Below are 16,443 nucleotides of genomic sequence, written 5' to 3' on the forward strand. Positions count from 1 at the left end.
TGTATACAATATCCAAACCTAATTAACATAACGTCTCATTATCGACAGAAAGGAACCTTCTATTTTGTTCTATGGATCTATGCATTTTTTATACATTCCTATCCTAGCGCGATTTTAGGGTTATTGTTTGTTACTGGATTAGCCAAAAAACTGTATAAAACCTTGCATACTTTTAACGTGTTTTTTCAAAAATACTACGATACCCCTAGATTTAAAAGAAATAAGCAATGCTTAGATTTTAAACCTAGTCATTGCTTTATCCATTGTATCTTGATTTACACCTATATAACGTAACGTGACCTTCTCTGACGAGTGATTAAATATCTCCATGAGTAATGCTATGTTTTTTGTTTGCATGTACATGTGATACCCGTATGTTTTTCTTAACGTATGTGTTCCTATTTCATCCAACCCGAACTCTGACGCTGCTCCGCTTAGCCATGCTACGACCAATAGGACGATTCTTACCTTGTCTGCTTTGCAATAAATACTCATTGTCTTCCCTTTCTTCAATAAACCATTTCAGTTCTCTTTTCAGTGCTGCAGTAATTTGTATTCGTTTCTGTTTCCCTGTTTTCTTTTCTCTCATAGATATATGACTGCCCTTGACATCTCCTACCTTCAGTTTCAAAATATCCGAGATTCTAAGACCTGTATTAATGCCCATAATGAAGAGAATGTAATTACGTAAGCTCTTTTCCTTAAAATACTCTTTAAGCTGCTGTATTTGCTCTGGATCACGTATTGGTTGAACGAAATTCATTATTCATTACCTCCCGTTTCTTCTGTCTCGTAAACTTCTAATCCGAGCGCAAAAGCAAGTTTATAAAAAGCTTTAGATTTCCAACGTCGATAAGTACGCTCTGACATCCCTATTTCGTTATAAACCATATAATCACACACGTCCTCATCTTCTAAATAACGTTTATAAATAATATCTCTCTGAATACTTCCTGCACGTTCGTTTCCTAATCGATTTAAAAACTGATCAATACGTACCGACATTATTTCAAGCCACTCTTCTCGTTTGCTTTGTTGAATATTTACTATAGCAACATCTTCTAACGGTTTACCAACAGCATGTGTAGGACCGTGCTCACGTATTTCATAAGAAGGAGTGCCTTTCATTTCTTTACGCATCATCCCAAATTGTCTATGTATACGTACACTTTCCAAAACACCTTCTAATTCTTCGTGCGTCGCTTTTCTGTCAATTTTTGGTAAAAAAGATAATTGTTTAGTCATGTAAGACCACTCCTTTTATTTTTAGATTACTTTTGTCTTATTGCTCCACGTCTTCGTTCATAACAAGGTCTATGCATCCCCATTAAATCCTCAATTTCACGAGTACTTAATTTCTCTTTTGGTTTTGTCTTATTTTTCTTCTTTCCTTGCTTGGATTGACTTTTCCATTCATGTAACTAATCCTTTAACACCCTCATTTCCCCATCTCCCTTTTCAAAATAAAAAGGACACCAATTCCTAAAACAGCTTTCATTGCTGCTTTAATGAATTGGCGTCCTCTAGTTTTCTAGCCGGACTATATTCGAATGTTATTTTATATATCCCAATAGTCATTATTAACATCATTAGTATATTTGCTGATTTCCTTCTCTTTCCCACACTTTTCACATTTATAATAACTAATAACTAATAACTAATAACTAATAACTAATAACTAATAACTAATAACTAATAACTAATAACTAATAACTATCCCCATCTTACCAGCTTTAAAATTTTCATTGTCATGACTTTTAATAAGTTTATATCTATGTATACATTTAGGTTCTTTTAATTTATCAAACCAATTTCCTAACATAAATTAATCCCTTTCCTCTCGAAGATATTCTTTTTATTCCCATCCTCTTAAGAATACCTTAGAAAAGATTCCCAATCAATGAAACGTGGTAGCTTGTTTTTCTATAAACAAAAGGATTATTTTGTTAAGAATTGATGATTTCTTTAATTCTATTAGGCTTGTCTAAGTTGTTATCGTTTGGTATATCCAATTTGACCACATTATCACTTAATGCATCAGCTAATTCATGAGCACTATTCATATCATGTGTATGAAATCTAAATTCTTTACCATTAGAAAGTTACATAAACACTCCTTGCGATGAGTTAGTTCCAAATGTCCCAATCCGAACTCTGCACCAAAAGCATTTATCTTTATCTATATGGCATGTACATGCATTACCCATTTCGCTCTATCCCCTGAATAAAATTCAATATTCCGTCCATACTATAAATGCACTTGAGTTCTGAACTTCCTTCTTAACGTTTTTCTGGAGAGCAGTTAGCTTTTGCTAGCTGCTCTTATTTTCTGTAATTGGTTTCATTTACCTGATGTTTTCAACGTAATATTACGTTACGATATAAAAGGATAAAATATATTTGGCTGTTATATCATTACCCTAGGGAACTAGGGTTTTTTTACACAAAATGAAATTTTTATTTAACTTTCTTGCATAGCATTTTCGCTTCTGCGAATACTATGGTTGTAATTTGCAATTACACAATTAACATTTAATAAGCACCGTTTTCTTTTTTTACCAGAACAGCTAGCTAATCACGCTAGCTGTTTTATTGTATAAAATGAAGTTTTTATACGATTTTAAACACATTTAAAAATAAATTCATATGATATTACGTATTCCTCTCTTTTACAAAATGGATTTGGGTCAGAAGAGCACTTTTACGAAGTGCTCTTTTCCCATGGAATTAAAGCTCTACTGAATAGCGTTTTTGTTTAGTTTCACTCTAAAAGTAAAATTTTCATTTTTTCATTCAACCAAGTTCATAACATATTCTTTTCCCCCGATAAAATAATGATTAAGTGTCCCATGCGCATTTTATCCACTGGAAATAATACATTTCACGTACTTACGTATTAGAAACTTCATTTCTGCTTCTTCTGCAATAGCAATTTTGTTCACTTTTTTGATACATTTATGAAACATTCACATGTTATCTTCAATATGTTCTATTCTTTTTGAAAAACCATGTGAGAATACCAAAACAAGAAGCCCTAGAGCCCTAACTCTAGGGCTTCTTGTTTTCAAATAAGGATTTTGTTAAAAAACTGCACATTTATTAAGAACATGCATAAAATATAATGTGGTATTCTTTTTCAATATTATTGTTTATCCGAGAGCGCCTTGAATGGCGCTCTTTAATTTTCAAATAATTACGAGAGCGGATTTTATTATGTTGTACAAGCACTACTTCGCTTTATTAAATAGACTATATAGACATCTAAAAGAAGGGAGCTTTAAATTCATATGGCTGATTACTTTTATAAAGATGGTAAAAAGTATTATAAAAACCAAGCGCATTCGGACCCTCAAAAAAATAACTGTTTTGTTGAGACTCATACAATTGGTGGTTCAGGAGTAAATTTAAATGGAAATATACCTATATCTATCGACCTCCTAGATACCACTCCACAAACAGTATTTGAAGATTTCACCAACAATCACAATAAAACATTAATTCAGTTATTTGTTGTCGGCATGAGTGCCCCCGTTCAAGTAACTATTCTAACAAGAAGATCTAGCCTACCAATTACTACTACATTACAACCCGTTCAAACAAAAATATTTCAAGTTGAAGATTTTCAAAGTCTTACTTTTACAAAGCAGGAAGGTCCTGCTAGTGTAGTTAGTTTATTTATTCAAAAAACATTTTGTATCTGCTGTAACGATAATAACGATTCATGTAATGAATATTACCACGAGTGCAATTAATAGATTAAATTGCCAGAAGAACTCTTTATATAAAGGGTTCTTTTCTTTTCACTCCCCTCATTTCCCCGTTTTTTATTAAAATAACTATTTTGTTATATTCCTTGCACTTTTAAATGAGACAAGCATATGTTGTAGTATAATGTTTCATCACTTATTTACACTTCCTTTTTTCAAGAGTACATATTCGATATGTACTCTTTTTATATCACTATAAAATAACGCTTTTATTTATTTTTTAATACGCTTTTCCCAAAAAACATGCACTACCCCATCACCATCAAATTAAAATCTAATAGATTCCCAGAACGAAAATTTTAACTTTCTTGTAACAACGAAGCTCTGTTATCGTTTTTGGAATACTTCATAACCTTAGCTTGATAGGCATAGGGCAAGACCCCTAATTTAGTAATTTACGTAGTACATGCCGTAACCAAATCTATTAATCTAACATATTGTATAAAAGTGACTTTAAACCTATAAAAAAGTTGCTAAGGAGGTTAATATAAAATGGCATCATTTGAAATTGGAGCAAGATCTCTTTTCAATTTTCGAAACGAACGCTTTTTCTTATTAGTTGAAGATGAAATTACAATTCCAGATAAAGGTGTAGAAATTGATCCAGTTAATATCTACGAAATTGATCAGCAAACTTTCAATTTTATCAGAGATGAAGGAGATACACCTGTAATTGAACCAGTTGATACACTTCCAACTGTACCACCTGGATTTAAATTAGAACGAAAATGTATTTTCACAGTCGACAATTCATACTTTGTAATATACGATTTAGAAGATGGAACTGATAACAACGTCCTATTAAGAATCAGTGCAGCATTATTTAATTCATTAAGAAATTCTGGTGTTCGTGAATGTTTTCCTCAAAATTTCATTTAAGAACTTAAATTAATTAGACCTCAAATGGAATACTCTTTGAACAATTTAACCCCTCGTAGTTTTCTACAAAGGATTAAATTGTTATGTAAAAAGTTTTTTTAATTAAATGGAGCAGTTAATGCAAATGACTGCTCTATTTTAATTTTCATTACATAAACTTGATATTTTTGTCCATACTATACAAAACTCACGAAATATTTATACTCCTTAAATTCTTGAATGTAATGTTCTTATAGCAGTTAGCCTATGCTAGCTATGCTAGCTGCTCTCTTTTGCATTTAGTTAAAAATAAGTTTTAGGTCTTATTCCTTTTCTATAACATATACTTTTAACCTAACCGTTCAGCTCAAAGTGTTACCTCCTATCTTAAAGAGCACTTATGCATGGTGCTCTTTTTTATTTTATTTTTTTCATCTCTGCATAACATTTTCAACCCTGTTCATACTATTTTTGTAACTTAAAGTTACAAACTATTTCTGTAAGCGGAGCGTTTCTTTTGTACAACAAGCAGTTAGTTTTATTAACTAGCTGCTTTGTTGTGCAAAAGAAAGATCTGCACATGTATTAAGAACATACATAAAATATCATGTGGTATTCTTTTTCAATTTTAGTTTTGGTCATGGAGCGCCTTAAAAAGCGCTCTTTATATTTGCAAATAACCATTTCGTTCAAACATACACACGATTTATATAAACTAAGCATATATTTACATAGACAAGACATAGCTTTTACTATACATGCACAATTTTTGTGCATGTTTTTTTGTTCAACACAATAACTATTTTGTACATTCCTTGCACCTTTAAATGAGGCAATCATATGTTGTAGTATTATGTTTCATCGCTTATAGGAGCCTCCTTTTTTCAAGAGTACATATTTGATATGTGCTCTTTTTTCATTCTCCTATACGAATAATCTTTTTTACATTACACAAACTATCCTCAAGTCAACTTCCCATGACTACACTCTTTAAAAATGGAGCTTTACCCCTCCGGACTTTTTAGGCACACGGCAGGTAACTTAGTCAATTACCTGCCATTTTCTATTCAAATAACGCATTTGTTTAATGAAAATCAATTAACTATAATTTGAAAAATCGGAAACATTTACTCAATGATTTTTCTGAATACTCATACTATTATTTATGTGCTGATGTTCACCATCCCAAGAACTCAGTAATATCATCCACAGGCTCCACTCTCACCCTTTTGAGAGTGGAGCCTTTATTTATAAGGATTATCCTCAATATTTATTTTTATAAAATTCAAATTTGGTCTTAATATCCGTTATCTTGGCGCTGGTGGTTCACTTCATTCTTTTTGTAATAACCTTGCTCAATCTCTTCAAATGTGATTCCTAATTTCTTACCTAAACCTAAGAACGAGTACAATAATTCCTCATAAAGCTCAATGTCTTGAGTTGCACGAAATTCCGATACAAGCTTCATATACATTGTTAAATTGATTTACTAGCGTACTTGCGGTATAGACGTTTGCATTATGTTCTAATAACTTCAGGCTATATTCATTAGGATTAAATCCGATGCCATTCCCTAATGAAGATATAAAATGAAATCCATCTACATACTCCATTAAAATAACTTCTTTTTCACTAGATCCTTTATTGTTCCAATGCTTAAAGCATCTTGTTTCATTTGCAAGTTCTCCAATTTCAACCTGTAATGCAAGAATCATATTGTAAAATAAATTTTGCCCTTCTAATCCATGCTCCTCAATGATTCTTGTATCTAACACCTTTTGCATTCTGAATATTTTAGTTAAATTCATTTTGCTTTCCCCTTCCTATTTAGCAAATCCCTAATCCTATCGGACGATTTTTAATTAAATACTTATCAGCCTGATCTATTACAAGGATAGCAACCTCAGCTTGATGTCTCCTTAACGCTTTTGCCATCTTTGGTAAACTCATGCCTTGACTCCACATTTCACGAAAACGAATTACATCTCTTTCATCCCAAATGAAGTTAGCTTCTTCTAAAGCGATGTATACCTTCAACCGTGATTCCTTCATCGCTTCATGATTTCTCGCTACACTCATAAGCGAACCTACTTTCTTAAAATGATTATTTTATCTTTTCAGTAAACTTAGTATCTACACGATCAACTTTACCGTTTATCCAAACAGCAACTTGCTCACCAAAACCACTCTCCGGTGGATTGAATGCTGTAACATTTCCATCCTTTACTATTAAAAGCTTGTTATTACTAACATCAATTTCTACTTTTTTCATATGTCCATCTCCCTTTTACTACCTCATGTACTCAACAACATCAGGTTTAAAGCCACTTCCTAAATAAACCCTTATCGGAATTATTTCTTTTTTATCCCTTGCTTCCTTACACAATTCTTCAGCTGTATCCCAATTAAAAAACTTATCTACAGCCCGTTGAAATCTCCAAATTGCCATTACATATTGTTCAAAGATGTCATAACGATCATCTTGCTTAGTTGTGCGTGGTAACTCATCCGTACTCTTTGCATTCTTTGGGACTTGGACTCGTACATCAGCGTATGTATTGCGCCCAGTTCCTTTCTTAATATTGGCTTTCATTACATCGAATTCACAAATTGCTGGCTCTACATCGAAAATATTTAGTTGCTTAGGCATGTGCCATCCCACTCTTCTGAATAAGATCCAGTAATTCAATTGCCCCTTCCTTGCTTAAAAACATTCGGCCACCTAGCAACTCTATGTTGGTTTCAGAAACTTCACCCGTCACAAAGCATGAGTTTTCATATTTTCTTAGAACAATGTTTTCACCCTCGACATGAAAATCTATTGTCGTTCCTTCGACAATCCCTAAAGTTCTGCGTAACTCTACTGGAATTACTACACACCTAGCTCGTCCACTTTTCTTGCAACGCCTGTGTTTTTCATACCTTACTCTCCTTTAGTATTTTTATATTTATTTAGAATCTCATCCAAACGTTTCTTATTATCTTCAAGATCATCGCTTTGAGTTTGCTGTGGCTGCTGTATTGGCTCTTGTTCTTCTTGTTTGCGTAACCAATCCGGTACAACTTCCGTTCGTTTGGAATAACCTTTACCAGTACGTTTGTTATTTTTCTTACTCATTTCAAATCGAGTATCTAAAGCAGCGACATCATTTAATGTTTTTACTTTTTCCTTTTCCCAACTACTTAAAATACTGCGAATATATCTCCACTTTGGTACATTTTCATCAATTGCTTTATTAACAGCGTGAATAACTAATTCATTACCGAATCTATCGCAAAACTCACCTAATTCTTGAATTGCAATTTCACTTAAAAGAACGATGCCCTCCGCTTGATCCTATTTTTCTCGATTCTTCATCCAGACGCACAATACTTTGTAGTTTTTCAGCTCCTTCACCACAAGTCAGCGCATCTCCTTTACATCGATGACTTCAAAAAATGATATTTGATTCATACGATACGGTTCCCCCTCCGTTCAATCTATGTATTTATCAATGGAGTATTTTGTTGAGTTCCAATATGTAATATTGCATATTTCGCACTTTTAATTTTCGCACATGCGATAATTTATTTATAAAAATATAAATTATTAATAAGGGTGATTTATATGAGCAAGTTCCGAAAGAAGATGATTAAATATTTGCAAACATTTTGGGGATGCTTAGCATTTGGTGTATTAATGTTTGCTATCTTCTTAATTACGGATTTAACAGATGCATCTTTAAATACATTAGGCTGGAGAGACTGGCTAGGTTCTGTAGCAGGCGCAACCATTTTATCTGTTGGGATGTTTACTTTAAATAAATTGAATTTAAAATAAATATTCGGTCAATACTGTATGTAGGCTGTATGCCAACATTCATTTAAAGTAGTCTTCTCTGTATCTCCTTGTATTGAGCAGTTAGCTTTTGCTAGCCGCTCTTTTATTTTGTTCCGGTTCTTGCCCTATCTACTTTCCCCCAATAAGTACACATATCTATTCCCCATTGCTACAAAATGAAATCTTTATTTTGTTTTACGGATCGCTTCTTCAATTAGCCAAGATACAATATTAAAATCATTAGCTTCACCCTTTAAAGATGTTCCCTTCCAAAAGTATTCTTTCATCACTTCAAATAATTCTTCAACAGCTTCAATTCATCTCATATTCATTTTCCCTTTCTCCCAAATAACTATTTTGTTTTACTAATTAGCTGATTAATTTCACAAACACCTTTTAAACATTCCATGTTTCTTCACCTCTTGAATATTTTTCAAACAAAAATACATACTATTTTCAAGCCGCCGTTTCCACGGCTAATACCTCTTTCTTTTGTTACAGCAAAAGCAGGTAGGTTCTTCACTTATCTGCTTTCTCTGTATATTTTTTAAGAAATCGAAAATAATACCAACAAGCTGTTTGAACTAGCAGCTTCACTCTTCTCGCAATGGGGATGCAAATTATCACAATTAGCTAACTCATTGAACTCACTGGCAGACAACCAAAATCGTTGTCTGCTTTTTGTATGAGATTTTTCGTTTTACATATACTACTTTTGAACCTGCAGACCAATACGAGCCATTTTGGTGCTTGGGATTTCCCTTCCGGGGATAAGTATTTTTTACTTATCCCTTTTTTGTATAGACACGTATATTTAGGGTAAAACTAATTACAAGCAGATTTTCTGTTTATGCGTAGTTCTAAACAAGATTACTTTTTCTCCTATTAAAGGACGGCAGGTACGACTGCTAGTCCTTTTTTCTTATTTCGCATGCTGTCCCTTCTGGTAACTTCATTCTTCATTACCTTCATCATCATAGTAAGCAATTTACTAATAAGGATGGCAGTTGTGCCTCTTGAGTTCCCCATCGAACAAAAAGAACAAATTATTTTTCCAGTTTCCAACGATCGTACCCCAATACGAGTTAAATTCTTCATAAACTTCTCTTGTCCCCTTTCGATAATTGCGGAACGTGTAATGAAAATACTCGCTCACTTTAATACCTTTTCTTTCAACCAAAGTGTTCTGCCGAAATAATAGACATAATAAGTTCCGTTCTCTTTTGCTACTGCATAACATTCCCGTACCGTTTGAATATGTTACAAATTGCTTTCTCTCGATTTTTCCGCTTAAATATTTTTCATGCATAAGTTGCACTTGTTCTTGAATTGCGACATGGTAGTAATACCCTTGCTCTACTGGTTTTGGACTATAAAATTTCCTTTATAAATTTCAAATACGGTGAATGAAATTTTTGTTTTTTCTTGCCATCATCCTTGTTGTATACAAACAAAAAAAGAGCCACAATATTTTGCGACTCTTTTACAATTATAACTATTTAACGGCCACGTCTTTGCTGACCTTGCTTTGTACTACCTTTTTTATTACTTGGCTTATTAAATGATCGGTTATTTTCATTTCTAGAACTATTTCTCGAACTATTTCTTGAATCACTTCTCGAGCTATTTCTCGAATCACGTCTTGATTCACTTCTTGAACCTTCGCGGCTATCTCTTTGACGATTTTGACCTGATTTCTTTGGAACCGGCTTTGGTACCGGTTTTCCATTTTCATCTACACGTTTTATCTTCGGTTGTTCGATTATTTCTCTTTGTATTGGTGCACCAAGCGTTTTTTCAATTTCTTCTAAATGTTTTTCATCTTTCGCTGCAACGAACGTAATTGCAAGGCCTGATCCACCTGCACGTCCTGTTCGGCCAATGCGGTGAATGTAACTTTCTACATCTTCAGGGATATCAAAATTAAATACGTGCGTTACACCATCTACATCAAGTCCACGAGCTGCTACATCCGTTGCAATTAAGTACTGAATTTTAGCTTCGCGGAAACTCTTCATAACTCTTTCACGTTTCGCTTGAGGTATATCACCATGAAGTTCAGCACAATTATAACCTAGTCCTTTTAAATTATCATAAAGCTTACTTGCTCTAACCTTTGTACGACAGAAAATAACTGCTAAAAACGGCTGATCACGATCCATAACAAAACGAAGTGCATCTGGCTTTGCACGATCTGTCGTCTCAATGACACGCTGTTCAATTGTATCTACCGTTACTTCTTCACTTTGTACTTGAATCATTTGCGGCTCATCCATATAACGCTTCGCTAATTTTTTAATATCTTTTGGCATCGTTGCTGAGAATAACATCGTTTGTTTACTACCAGGTGTCTCATCTAAAATATCTTCAATATCATATAAAAAACCAAAATAAAGCATTTGATCCGCTTCATCTAATACAATCGTTGAAAGATTACTTAAATCAATTGTTTCACGGCGTATATGATCTAATAATCGTCCCGGTGTCGCTACAACAATATGTGTATTACCTTTTAATTTTCTCAACTGTTGTGCGACATCTTGCCCGCCATATATCGCTAGTACATTAATATCTTCTCTTTGAACAAGCATTTTTTTAATTTCAGTTGTAATTTGCAGGGCTAGTTCCCTTGTTGGCGCAACGATTAAAGCCTGAACATCACTACACTCTGGATCGATTTTTTCTAAAATCGGTAACACGAATGCTAACGTTTTACCCGTTCCTGTTTTCGCCTGCCCAATAATATCTTTACCTGACATAATAACTGGAATTGCCTTCTCTTGAATTGGTGTTGCTTCTGTAATTCCATTTTCACGTAATGTATGATTAAAAGTTTCACTAATTCCTAATTCTAAAAAGTTTTTCAAATAGACCACTTCTTTTCCTTATTTTTCACATTAGCTTTCATTGTACCATTTGTTTCGCTAAATATGAAAAATAAAAAAATTCTTATCTTCTTTTTTTATATTCATCCTGTACTAGATGGACAAATTCTTTTTGTTTTTTCTCAGATTTTATTAATGCTTGCATATTAGTAGAAGATAGAATGAACTTTTTAATTTTTCTATTACTCCAAATTAATCTTGTATACTTTGTATCTTCGTGTAGCCTTCGAAACCACTCAAATTCACTTAATTTTGCGATATGGTGTTTCAATTTCATGTCATTTCGAGGATAAAATAAAATAACATTTGCTATTACATCAAATCACGAACCCATCTTTTCCCCCTATACCCTTGCTCAAATTATATATATTCTTCTTTGCATATATATTTCAATTTTACCGAAATATAATGTTACTGATTTGGTTGAAATCGCAAAATATATGAACTAAAAACCCGATCTTTTCGATTTAGGAAAGACCGGGTTTCATTAGTTTATACAGTAAGCTTTCCTCCATGATAGCAATAATACTGCGCTGCTTTAAGACTTTTAATCTTATTTAATGACTCTTTTGCTTTTTCTATATCCAAACAAAAATTCGGATTAGCTATAACTAACTCTCGATTCTCTTGAACCGCTGCGTCTCCTGTAATTACACAGTCTAAATTCGGAAAATATAATGAAATATGCCCCGAAGTATGTCCTGGCGTCGCTACTATTTGACATTCATTATTCAAAATCATTTGACCATCATGTACTTTTTCATCGACGGAAATATGTTTTATATTTTTTAACTGTTGTATAAACCATTTACCAAATTCTTTTTCTTCATTTGGCATACGTTCTAGCATTTTTTCAGCTTGAGCCAACCTCTCTGATTTTATATCACCACTAATATAGTTAGATTCAATTTCACTAGCAATAATATTAATTTGAGGATATTTCAATTTGAAATCATATAAAGCCCCTAGATGATCATCATCATAATGGGTAATAATTATATTCTTTAAGTTTTTCATCTCATATCCATGTTTTAACATTGCATTTTCAATTAAAGGTAAAAAGCTTGGATATCCTGTATCGACTAACGTTAATTCATTATGTACTATAATTAAACTTGGATAAATACATTGTTTTTGCCCATTAAATTCGAATTCAATTGGTAGTTCTATTATTTTCATTTTCCTTCCCCCATACCGCTTATAAAATGCATAATAATAACTAAATCACCCACATACATCTTACAATATATATACTATGTAACGGAACACTGTGAATCGTTGCATAATCCACATTATATTATTTTGAACAGGTATTCCCCTATTTTTATGGAAATATATAATTAAGAAAAACAATAAAATTGATTAATCTCTCACTTCTTTGTCCATCCTTTTAAAAAATCTATGTTTTTGTAAAAGGAGTGTTTATATGGAGAAACAGACACTTTGGAAAAAGTTCAAAAAAAGCTCTGTAAACCTCGGTAAATCCAGCGTATATGAAAGTATTATTTTATTCTACACAATGAAAAAGAAAGAATTACCTACTAAAGCGAAATTCATAATATTAGCCGCTTTATCTTATTACGTATTAGCAATTGATTTCATTCCAGATATAGCTGCTATTATTGGGATTGGCTTATTAGATGATGTTTTAGCAATCGCTGTAGCGCATAAATACGTTATGAGACACGCAGATGCTGAAATTCGAGAGAAGAGCAAATTGAAAATGGAGTCATTATTTACTTCAGCACAAGCATAATTAAACTATCTAGTCATTTACCATGAGAGCATTGCAGAATAAATTCCTAAACAGTAAAAGAATTTCTCTTAGTCCTCAAACTGTAAACAAATAGGGTGTCAGCACTTATTCCTAAGTTCTGTCACCCTATTATTTGTTCTTATATCTATCTGTTATACAGTTGCACGTGTCCCCCTATACAAAACTGCTATTGCCGCGACTATAAGGATCACACCCATAAAAGCAGGTGCAGCATGACCAAGCGATACATAGATTTGCCCTCCAATAATAGGACCAATCATTCTTGCTAAAGCTTGAATAGATTGGCTTCCACCTTGAATCCTTCCTTGTTCACTAGAACTAACAGACTTTGAAAGCATCCCGTTGAATGAAGGCCCGAAAATTGAATCACCAAAGCCGAACATTAACATTCCGACGATAAGTAGTGGATACACCGAAAACAAAGCTGATGCTGCAATAAAACTGTAGCCTATAATCTCCGAAACCATCCCAAGAATTGCTATTTGTTTATCACTAAGCTTGATTAAAAGCTTTGGCATGATAAAACTTTGTGAAACAATGTCTTGAAAGCCCAAAATTGAAAACATAAGTCCGATTGATGCAGGTTTCCAACTGAAAGTATCCATTGTAAATTGCGTGAAAATTGCTTGTAAAGATCCGTTAGGTATCCAAAGTAAAAACGCCGAGACAAGTAACCATTTTAAATTTTTCATGGAAAGTATGTTTGCTAGCTGTGCAAAAGGATTCAACCTTACAAAAGTAATCTCTTTCAATCTATTATTTTTGTCAAGGCTCTCTGGCATATATTTGATCCCATATACAACATTTATTAACGTTATGATTGCACCAAAATACATAGGTACAGTATCACCAAACTTGGCAAGTACCCCCCCAATGGTTGGGCCAATGATAGTTCCCGCACCTACAACTGCACTCACCCATCCAAAGTATTTCGTTCTCTGCTCTTTTGGAATAATGTCTGCAAAATATGCGAAGATAGTACTTATGCTCCCACCTGTTATACCTTCTATTATGCGTCCAGCAAATAGTACCCATAAAGCTCCTCCTATTCCCAAAACTAAGTACCCAATTGCAGAACCAAATAAGCATATTAAAAGTAATGGACGACGGCCATACTTATCGCTTAAAGCTCCGAGTACTGGTGCAGTTAAAAACACGCAGGCCGCATATACGGAAGTTAGTAGTGTAACAACCAATGCTTGTTCTTCCGGATTACTTGTATATGGCTGTACTAAGAATGGGACTACAGGCATGATGATACTGAAACCTATACCACAAAGAAATACAGAAATAAGTCCGAATAGTAAAGCATGTTTATCTATGCTTTTTTCAGTTCCCCTTTCATTTTTCAATCTAAATATAGACATTTAACTTCTCTCCTAAAAAAATTGTTGCTTTGTCAACAAAATAATAACTCTATTTTGTTGATTAGTCAACAAAAATAAAATAATAAAAAAGCAGCCTATTCTCATTAGAGTAAGGCTGCCCGTAAAAGCCCGATTGGTGAGGGCTGATAATCAGTGGAGATGAAGCCCCCCCACTGATTAAAGTTTCACTTTATTATTAAAATATATTACGATTTAATATGTATACCTTGTTTCTTTATTTCCGCATCCAAATGTCTACTATACTTTTCCACAAAGCTAATTATACTGTTGAATTCTTCTTCAGTTACTTGTTCAAATACAGCTTTATCTCGCTCTTGAAACTCTTTGTGCAGATTTTCATGGATTTTATAAATTTCTTTCCCTTGTTCGGTAAGCCTAAAATAAATTTCTTTCTTATTTTCTGACTTTTGGTAGCTTTCAACAAGGCCTTTTTGTATGAGCTTCTTAGTCATTCTACTTATAGCACCGCGAGTCACATAAAAAGCCTCTGCGAGTTGTGTCACGTTAGAATCTGCATTGTTTTCAATATATTCAATGCAGTGGACTTCAGAAGACTTAAAACCTTTAAGACCCTCTTCCATCTTATCTTTATTAAGCCAAACCAGCTTATTATATAATTCCCTGAAACCGTTCATGACCTGTTCTTCTTTATTCATGCCCTACCCTCCTCACCGCTCATTAGCACATTAAAACTATTATATTAAATTTCTGCTTACGTTTCGACAATATTGAAATAATTATTATAACATTAAAGATATGTGTAAAAATAGGCGCTTAAATAAAATAATTTTTAAACAGCAAATTTTGCAAGTTTATTTCTACTTACAGTAAACGGTAGACAAAAAGTAAGAGCTAAGATCATTTCTCTTAGCTCTTCTTTCATAAAACTATTTCACTTCATTAGCGACAAAAAAGTGCTCACATACACTTGATATGCGCTGTAAGTCCACGTTCCCACCAGATATAACAGCCACTACTTTTTTCCCTTTTATATAACTATCAACTTTTCCTGCAAGAAGTGCAGCAGTTGCTAATGCACCTGCACCTTCTACAACAGCTTTCCCACGTTGTAATAAATCTTTCATCGCTACTTCCAGCTCTTTTTCTGATACAGTTACAATATCATCTACTAATTCTTTTACAATTTCAAATGTTAATTCACCTGGTATTTTAACTGCGCAACCATCTGCAATAGTAGGCGCCTCATAGTGTTCTACGATTGCTCCTTTATCGTAAGATGCCTTCATTCCATGAACATTATCTGCTTGGACACCAATTATATTAATGGATGGATTAAAAGATTTCAATGCTACAGAAATGCCAGAAATAATTCCGCCTCCACCGATTGGTACAATGACAGTATCAACATCCCACATATCATCCAGAATGTCTAATCCAATTGTACCTTGCCCAGCCATTACCTCTACATCATCATATGGATGTAAGTATGTCTCACCTGTTTCCCTTATAATTTCTTCACATTTTGCCTTTGCATCATCAAAGGTTTCACCATGTAAAATCACTTCAGATCCATATCCTTTAGTTGCTTCCACTTTCGCCTGAGGTGCAGAAATTGGCATAACAATTTTACTCTTAATACCAAGTAAATGCGCTGATAATGCAACTCCTTGCGCATGATTACCTGCTGAACATGCAATTACACCTTTTTCTTTTTCTTGATCCGTGAGCCGCGACATTTTATTAAATGCGCCACGGAATTTAAAAGAACCCGTTAACTGCATATTTTCTAATTTCAAATGAATTTCTCCGCCCGTTTTACTAGTCAAGTAAAAAGATTTTACTAATGGCGTTTTACGAGCATTTCTATCTAGAATCTTGTGAGCTTTTTTAATATCGTCTATATGTAATGGGAGTTTTCTAGTTATCATACTTACACCTCTTCCAATGTTCTATTCCTAAGTTTTCGTAAGTCGTAGCTCCTTTATAC

General features: G+C 33.5%; 15 protein-coding genes and 4 pseudogenes. 4 read left to right on the forward strand and 15 right to left on the reverse strand.

Going from position 1 to position 16,443, the window contains the following annotated elements:
• Positions 1-231 precede the first annotated feature (231 nt).
• Positions 232-763: pseudogene (locus GBN91_RS27020) on the reverse strand (site-specific integrase).
• Positions 763-1,245, reverse strand: coding sequence for an ArpU family phage packaging/lysis transcriptional regulator (locus GBN91_RS27025; RefSeq protein WP_049107806.1), 483 nt, complete (start codon positions 1,243-1,245; stop codon positions 763-765). Before GBN91_RS27025 ends, GBN91_RS27020 begins: the two are co-directional and overlap by 1 nt.
• Before the next feature lie 2,042 nt (positions 1,246-3,287).
• Between GBN91_RS27025 and GBN91_RS27040 the strand changes: the two genes are divergently transcribed.
• Positions 3,288-3,752: a hypothetical protein gene (locus GBN91_RS27040; RefSeq protein WP_016122509.1), complete on the forward strand. Its 465-nt coding sequence runs from the start codon at positions 3,288-3,290 to the stop codon at positions 3,750-3,752.
• A 507-nt stretch (positions 3,753-4,259) separates the two neighbouring features.
• Entirely contained in the window at positions 4,260-4,646 is a 387-nt protein-coding gene (locus GBN91_RS27045) for a hypothetical protein (RefSeq protein WP_006923995.1), read from the forward strand.
• 1,276 nt (positions 4,647-5,922) lie between these two features.
• Here GBN91_RS27045 and GBN91_RS27050 read toward each other — a convergent pair.
• The 6 genes and pseudogenes from GBN91_RS27050 to GBN91_RS27075 form a co-directional block, all read right to left on the reverse strand.
• A pseudogene (locus GBN91_RS27050) lies at positions 5,923-6,433 on the reverse strand (dUTP diphosphatase).
• Positions 6,434-6,452: 19 nt separating this feature from the next.
• Positions 6,453-6,704 (reverse strand): hypothetical protein, encoded by a 252-nt coding sequence (locus tag GBN91_RS27055; protein ID WP_006923989.1) that lies wholly within the window; start codon positions 6,702-6,704, stop codon positions 6,453-6,455.
• Between the two features lie 25 nt (positions 6,705-6,729).
• Positions 6,730-6,897: a DUF3954 domain-containing protein gene (locus GBN91_RS27060; RefSeq protein WP_006923988.1), complete on the reverse strand. Its 168-nt coding sequence runs from the start codon at positions 6,895-6,897 to the stop codon at positions 6,730-6,732.
• Between the two features lie 18 nt (positions 6,898-6,915).
• Complete coding sequence (locus tag GBN91_RS27065; RefSeq protein WP_016122507.1) at positions 6,916-7,275, reverse strand: hypothetical protein; 360 nt, start codon at positions 7,273-7,275, stop codon at positions 6,916-6,918.
• Positions 7,268-7,545: pseudogene (locus tag GBN91_RS27070) on the reverse strand (AbrB/MazE/SpoVT family DNA-binding domain-containing protein). Before GBN91_RS27070 ends, GBN91_RS27065 begins: the two are co-directional and overlap by 8 nt.
• A gap of 3 nt (positions 7,546-7,548) precedes the next feature.
• Positions 7,549-7,938 (reverse strand): annotated as a pseudogene (locus GBN91_RS27075) (DnaD domain-containing protein); the annotation flags it as partial.
• 294 nt (positions 7,939-8,232) lie between these two features.
• Here GBN91_RS27075 and GBN91_RS27080 point away from each other — a divergent pair.
• A complete protein-coding gene (locus GBN91_RS27080) occupies positions 8,233-8,445 on the forward strand; it encodes a hypothetical protein (protein WP_000033159.1) in 213 nt (70 codons plus the stop codon).
• An 885-nt stretch (positions 8,446-9,330) separates the two neighbouring features.
• Here GBN91_RS27080 and GBN91_RS29015 read toward each other — a convergent pair.
• From GBN91_RS29015 to GBN91_RS27095, 4 genes are all read right to left on the reverse strand, one after another.
• Complete coding sequence (locus GBN91_RS29015) at positions 9,331-9,474, reverse strand: hypothetical protein (protein WP_003270556.1); 144 nt, start codon at positions 9,472-9,474, stop codon at positions 9,331-9,333.
• A gap of 470 nt (positions 9,475-9,944) precedes the next feature.
• A complete protein-coding gene (locus GBN91_RS27085; RefSeq protein ID WP_152122719.1) occupies positions 9,945-11,321 on the reverse strand; it encodes a DEAD/DEAH box helicase in 1,377 nt (458 codons plus the stop codon).
• A gap of 73 nt (positions 11,322-11,394) precedes the next feature.
• On the reverse strand, positions 11,395-11,607 hold the full coding sequence (locus GBN91_RS27090; protein ID WP_003270560.1) for a hypothetical protein: 213 nt from the start codon (positions 11,605-11,607) through the stop codon (positions 11,395-11,397).
• Positions 11,608-11,822: 215 nt separating this feature from the next.
• Positions 11,823-12,509, reverse strand: coding sequence for an MBL fold metallo-hydrolase (locus GBN91_RS27095; RefSeq protein ID WP_000691166.1), 687 nt, complete (start codon positions 12,507-12,509; stop codon positions 11,823-11,825).
• Positions 12,510-12,756: 247 nt separating this feature from the next.
• On the opposite strand from GBN91_RS27095, the gene GBN91_RS27100 reads away from it, so the two are divergent.
• A complete protein-coding gene (locus GBN91_RS27100) occupies positions 12,757-13,086 on the forward strand; it encodes a YkvA family protein (RefSeq protein ID WP_000415083.1) in 330 nt (109 codons plus the stop codon).
• Between the two features lie 152 nt (positions 13,087-13,238).
• On the opposite strand, the gene GBN91_RS27105 is transcribed toward GBN91_RS27100, so the two are convergent.
• The 3 genes from GBN91_RS27105 to tdcB form a co-directional block, all read right to left on the reverse strand.
• Positions 13,239-14,474, reverse strand: coding sequence for an MFS transporter (locus GBN91_RS27105; protein ID WP_149149574.1), 1,236 nt, complete (start codon positions 14,472-14,474; stop codon positions 13,239-13,241).
• Between the two features lie 206 nt (positions 14,475-14,680).
• Positions 14,681-15,151: a MarR family transcriptional regulator gene (locus GBN91_RS27110; protein WP_001030904.1), complete on the reverse strand. Its 471-nt coding sequence runs from the start codon at positions 15,149-15,151 to the stop codon at positions 14,681-14,683.
• 231 nt (positions 15,152-15,382) lie between these two features.
• On the reverse strand, positions 15,383-16,384 hold the full coding sequence (gene tdcB / locus GBN91_RS27115) for a bifunctional threonine ammonia-lyase/L-serine ammonia-lyase TdcB (protein WP_000632953.1): 1,002 nt from the start codon (positions 16,382-16,384) through the stop codon (positions 15,383-15,385).
• Between the last annotated feature and the right edge of the window lie 59 nt (positions 16,385-16,443).

Origin of the sequence: Bacillus sp. B1-WWTP-T-0.5-Post-4 (assembly GCF_009183795.1) — a bacterium.
Lineage (GTDB): Bacteria > Bacillota > Bacilli > Bacillales > Bacillaceae_G > Bacillus_A > Bacillus_A cereus.

Coding starts and splice junctions, on each gene's coding strand:
- GBN91_RS27025 (WP_049107806.1), bottom strand. CDS start 1,245: ATGACTAAACAATTATCTTTTTTACCAAAAATTGACAGAAAAGCGACG.
- GBN91_RS27040 (WP_016122509.1), top strand. CDS start 3,288: ATGGCTGATTACTTTTATAAAGATGGTAAAAAGTATTATAAAAACCAA.
- GBN91_RS27045 (WP_006923995.1), top strand. CDS start 4,260: ATGGCATCATTTGAAATTGGAGCAAGATCTCTTTTCAATTTTCGAAAC.
- GBN91_RS27055 (WP_006923989.1), bottom strand. CDS start 6,704: ATGAGTGTAGCGAGAAATCATGAAGCGATGAAGGAATCACGGTTGAAG.
- GBN91_RS27060 (WP_006923988.1), bottom strand. CDS start 6,897: ATGAAAAAAGTAGAAATTGATGTTAGTAATAACAAGCTTTTAATAGTA.
- GBN91_RS27065 (WP_016122507.1), bottom strand. CDS start 7,275: ATGCCTAAGCAACTAAATATTTTCGATGTAGAGCCAGCAATTTGTGAA.
- GBN91_RS27080 (WP_000033159.1), top strand. CDS start 8,233: ATGAGCAAGTTCCGAAAGAAGATGATTAAATATTTGCAAACATTTTGG.
- GBN91_RS29015 (WP_003270556.1), bottom strand. CDS start 9,474: ATGGGGAACTCAAGAGGCACAACTGCCATCCTTATTAGTAAATTGCTT.
- GBN91_RS27090 (WP_003270560.1), bottom strand. CDS start 11,607: ATGAAATTGAAACACCATATCGCAAAATTAAGTGAATTTGAGTGGTTT.
- GBN91_RS27095 (WP_000691166.1), bottom strand. CDS start 12,509: ATGAAAATAATAGAACTACCAATTGAATTCGAATTTAATGGGCAAAAA.
- GBN91_RS27100 (WP_000415083.1), top strand. CDS start 12,757: ATGGAGAAACAGACACTTTGGAAAAAGTTCAAAAAAAGCTCTGTAAAC.
- GBN91_RS27105 (WP_149149574.1), bottom strand. CDS start 14,474: ATGTCTATATTTAGATTGAAAAATGAAAGGGGAACTGAAAAAAGCATA.
- GBN91_RS27110 (WP_001030904.1), bottom strand. CDS start 15,151: ATGAATAAAGAAGAACAGGTCATGAACGGTTTCAGGGAATTATATAAT.
- tdcB (WP_000632953.1), bottom strand. CDS start 16,384: ATGATAACTAGAAAACTCCCATTACATATAGACGATATTAAAAAAGCT.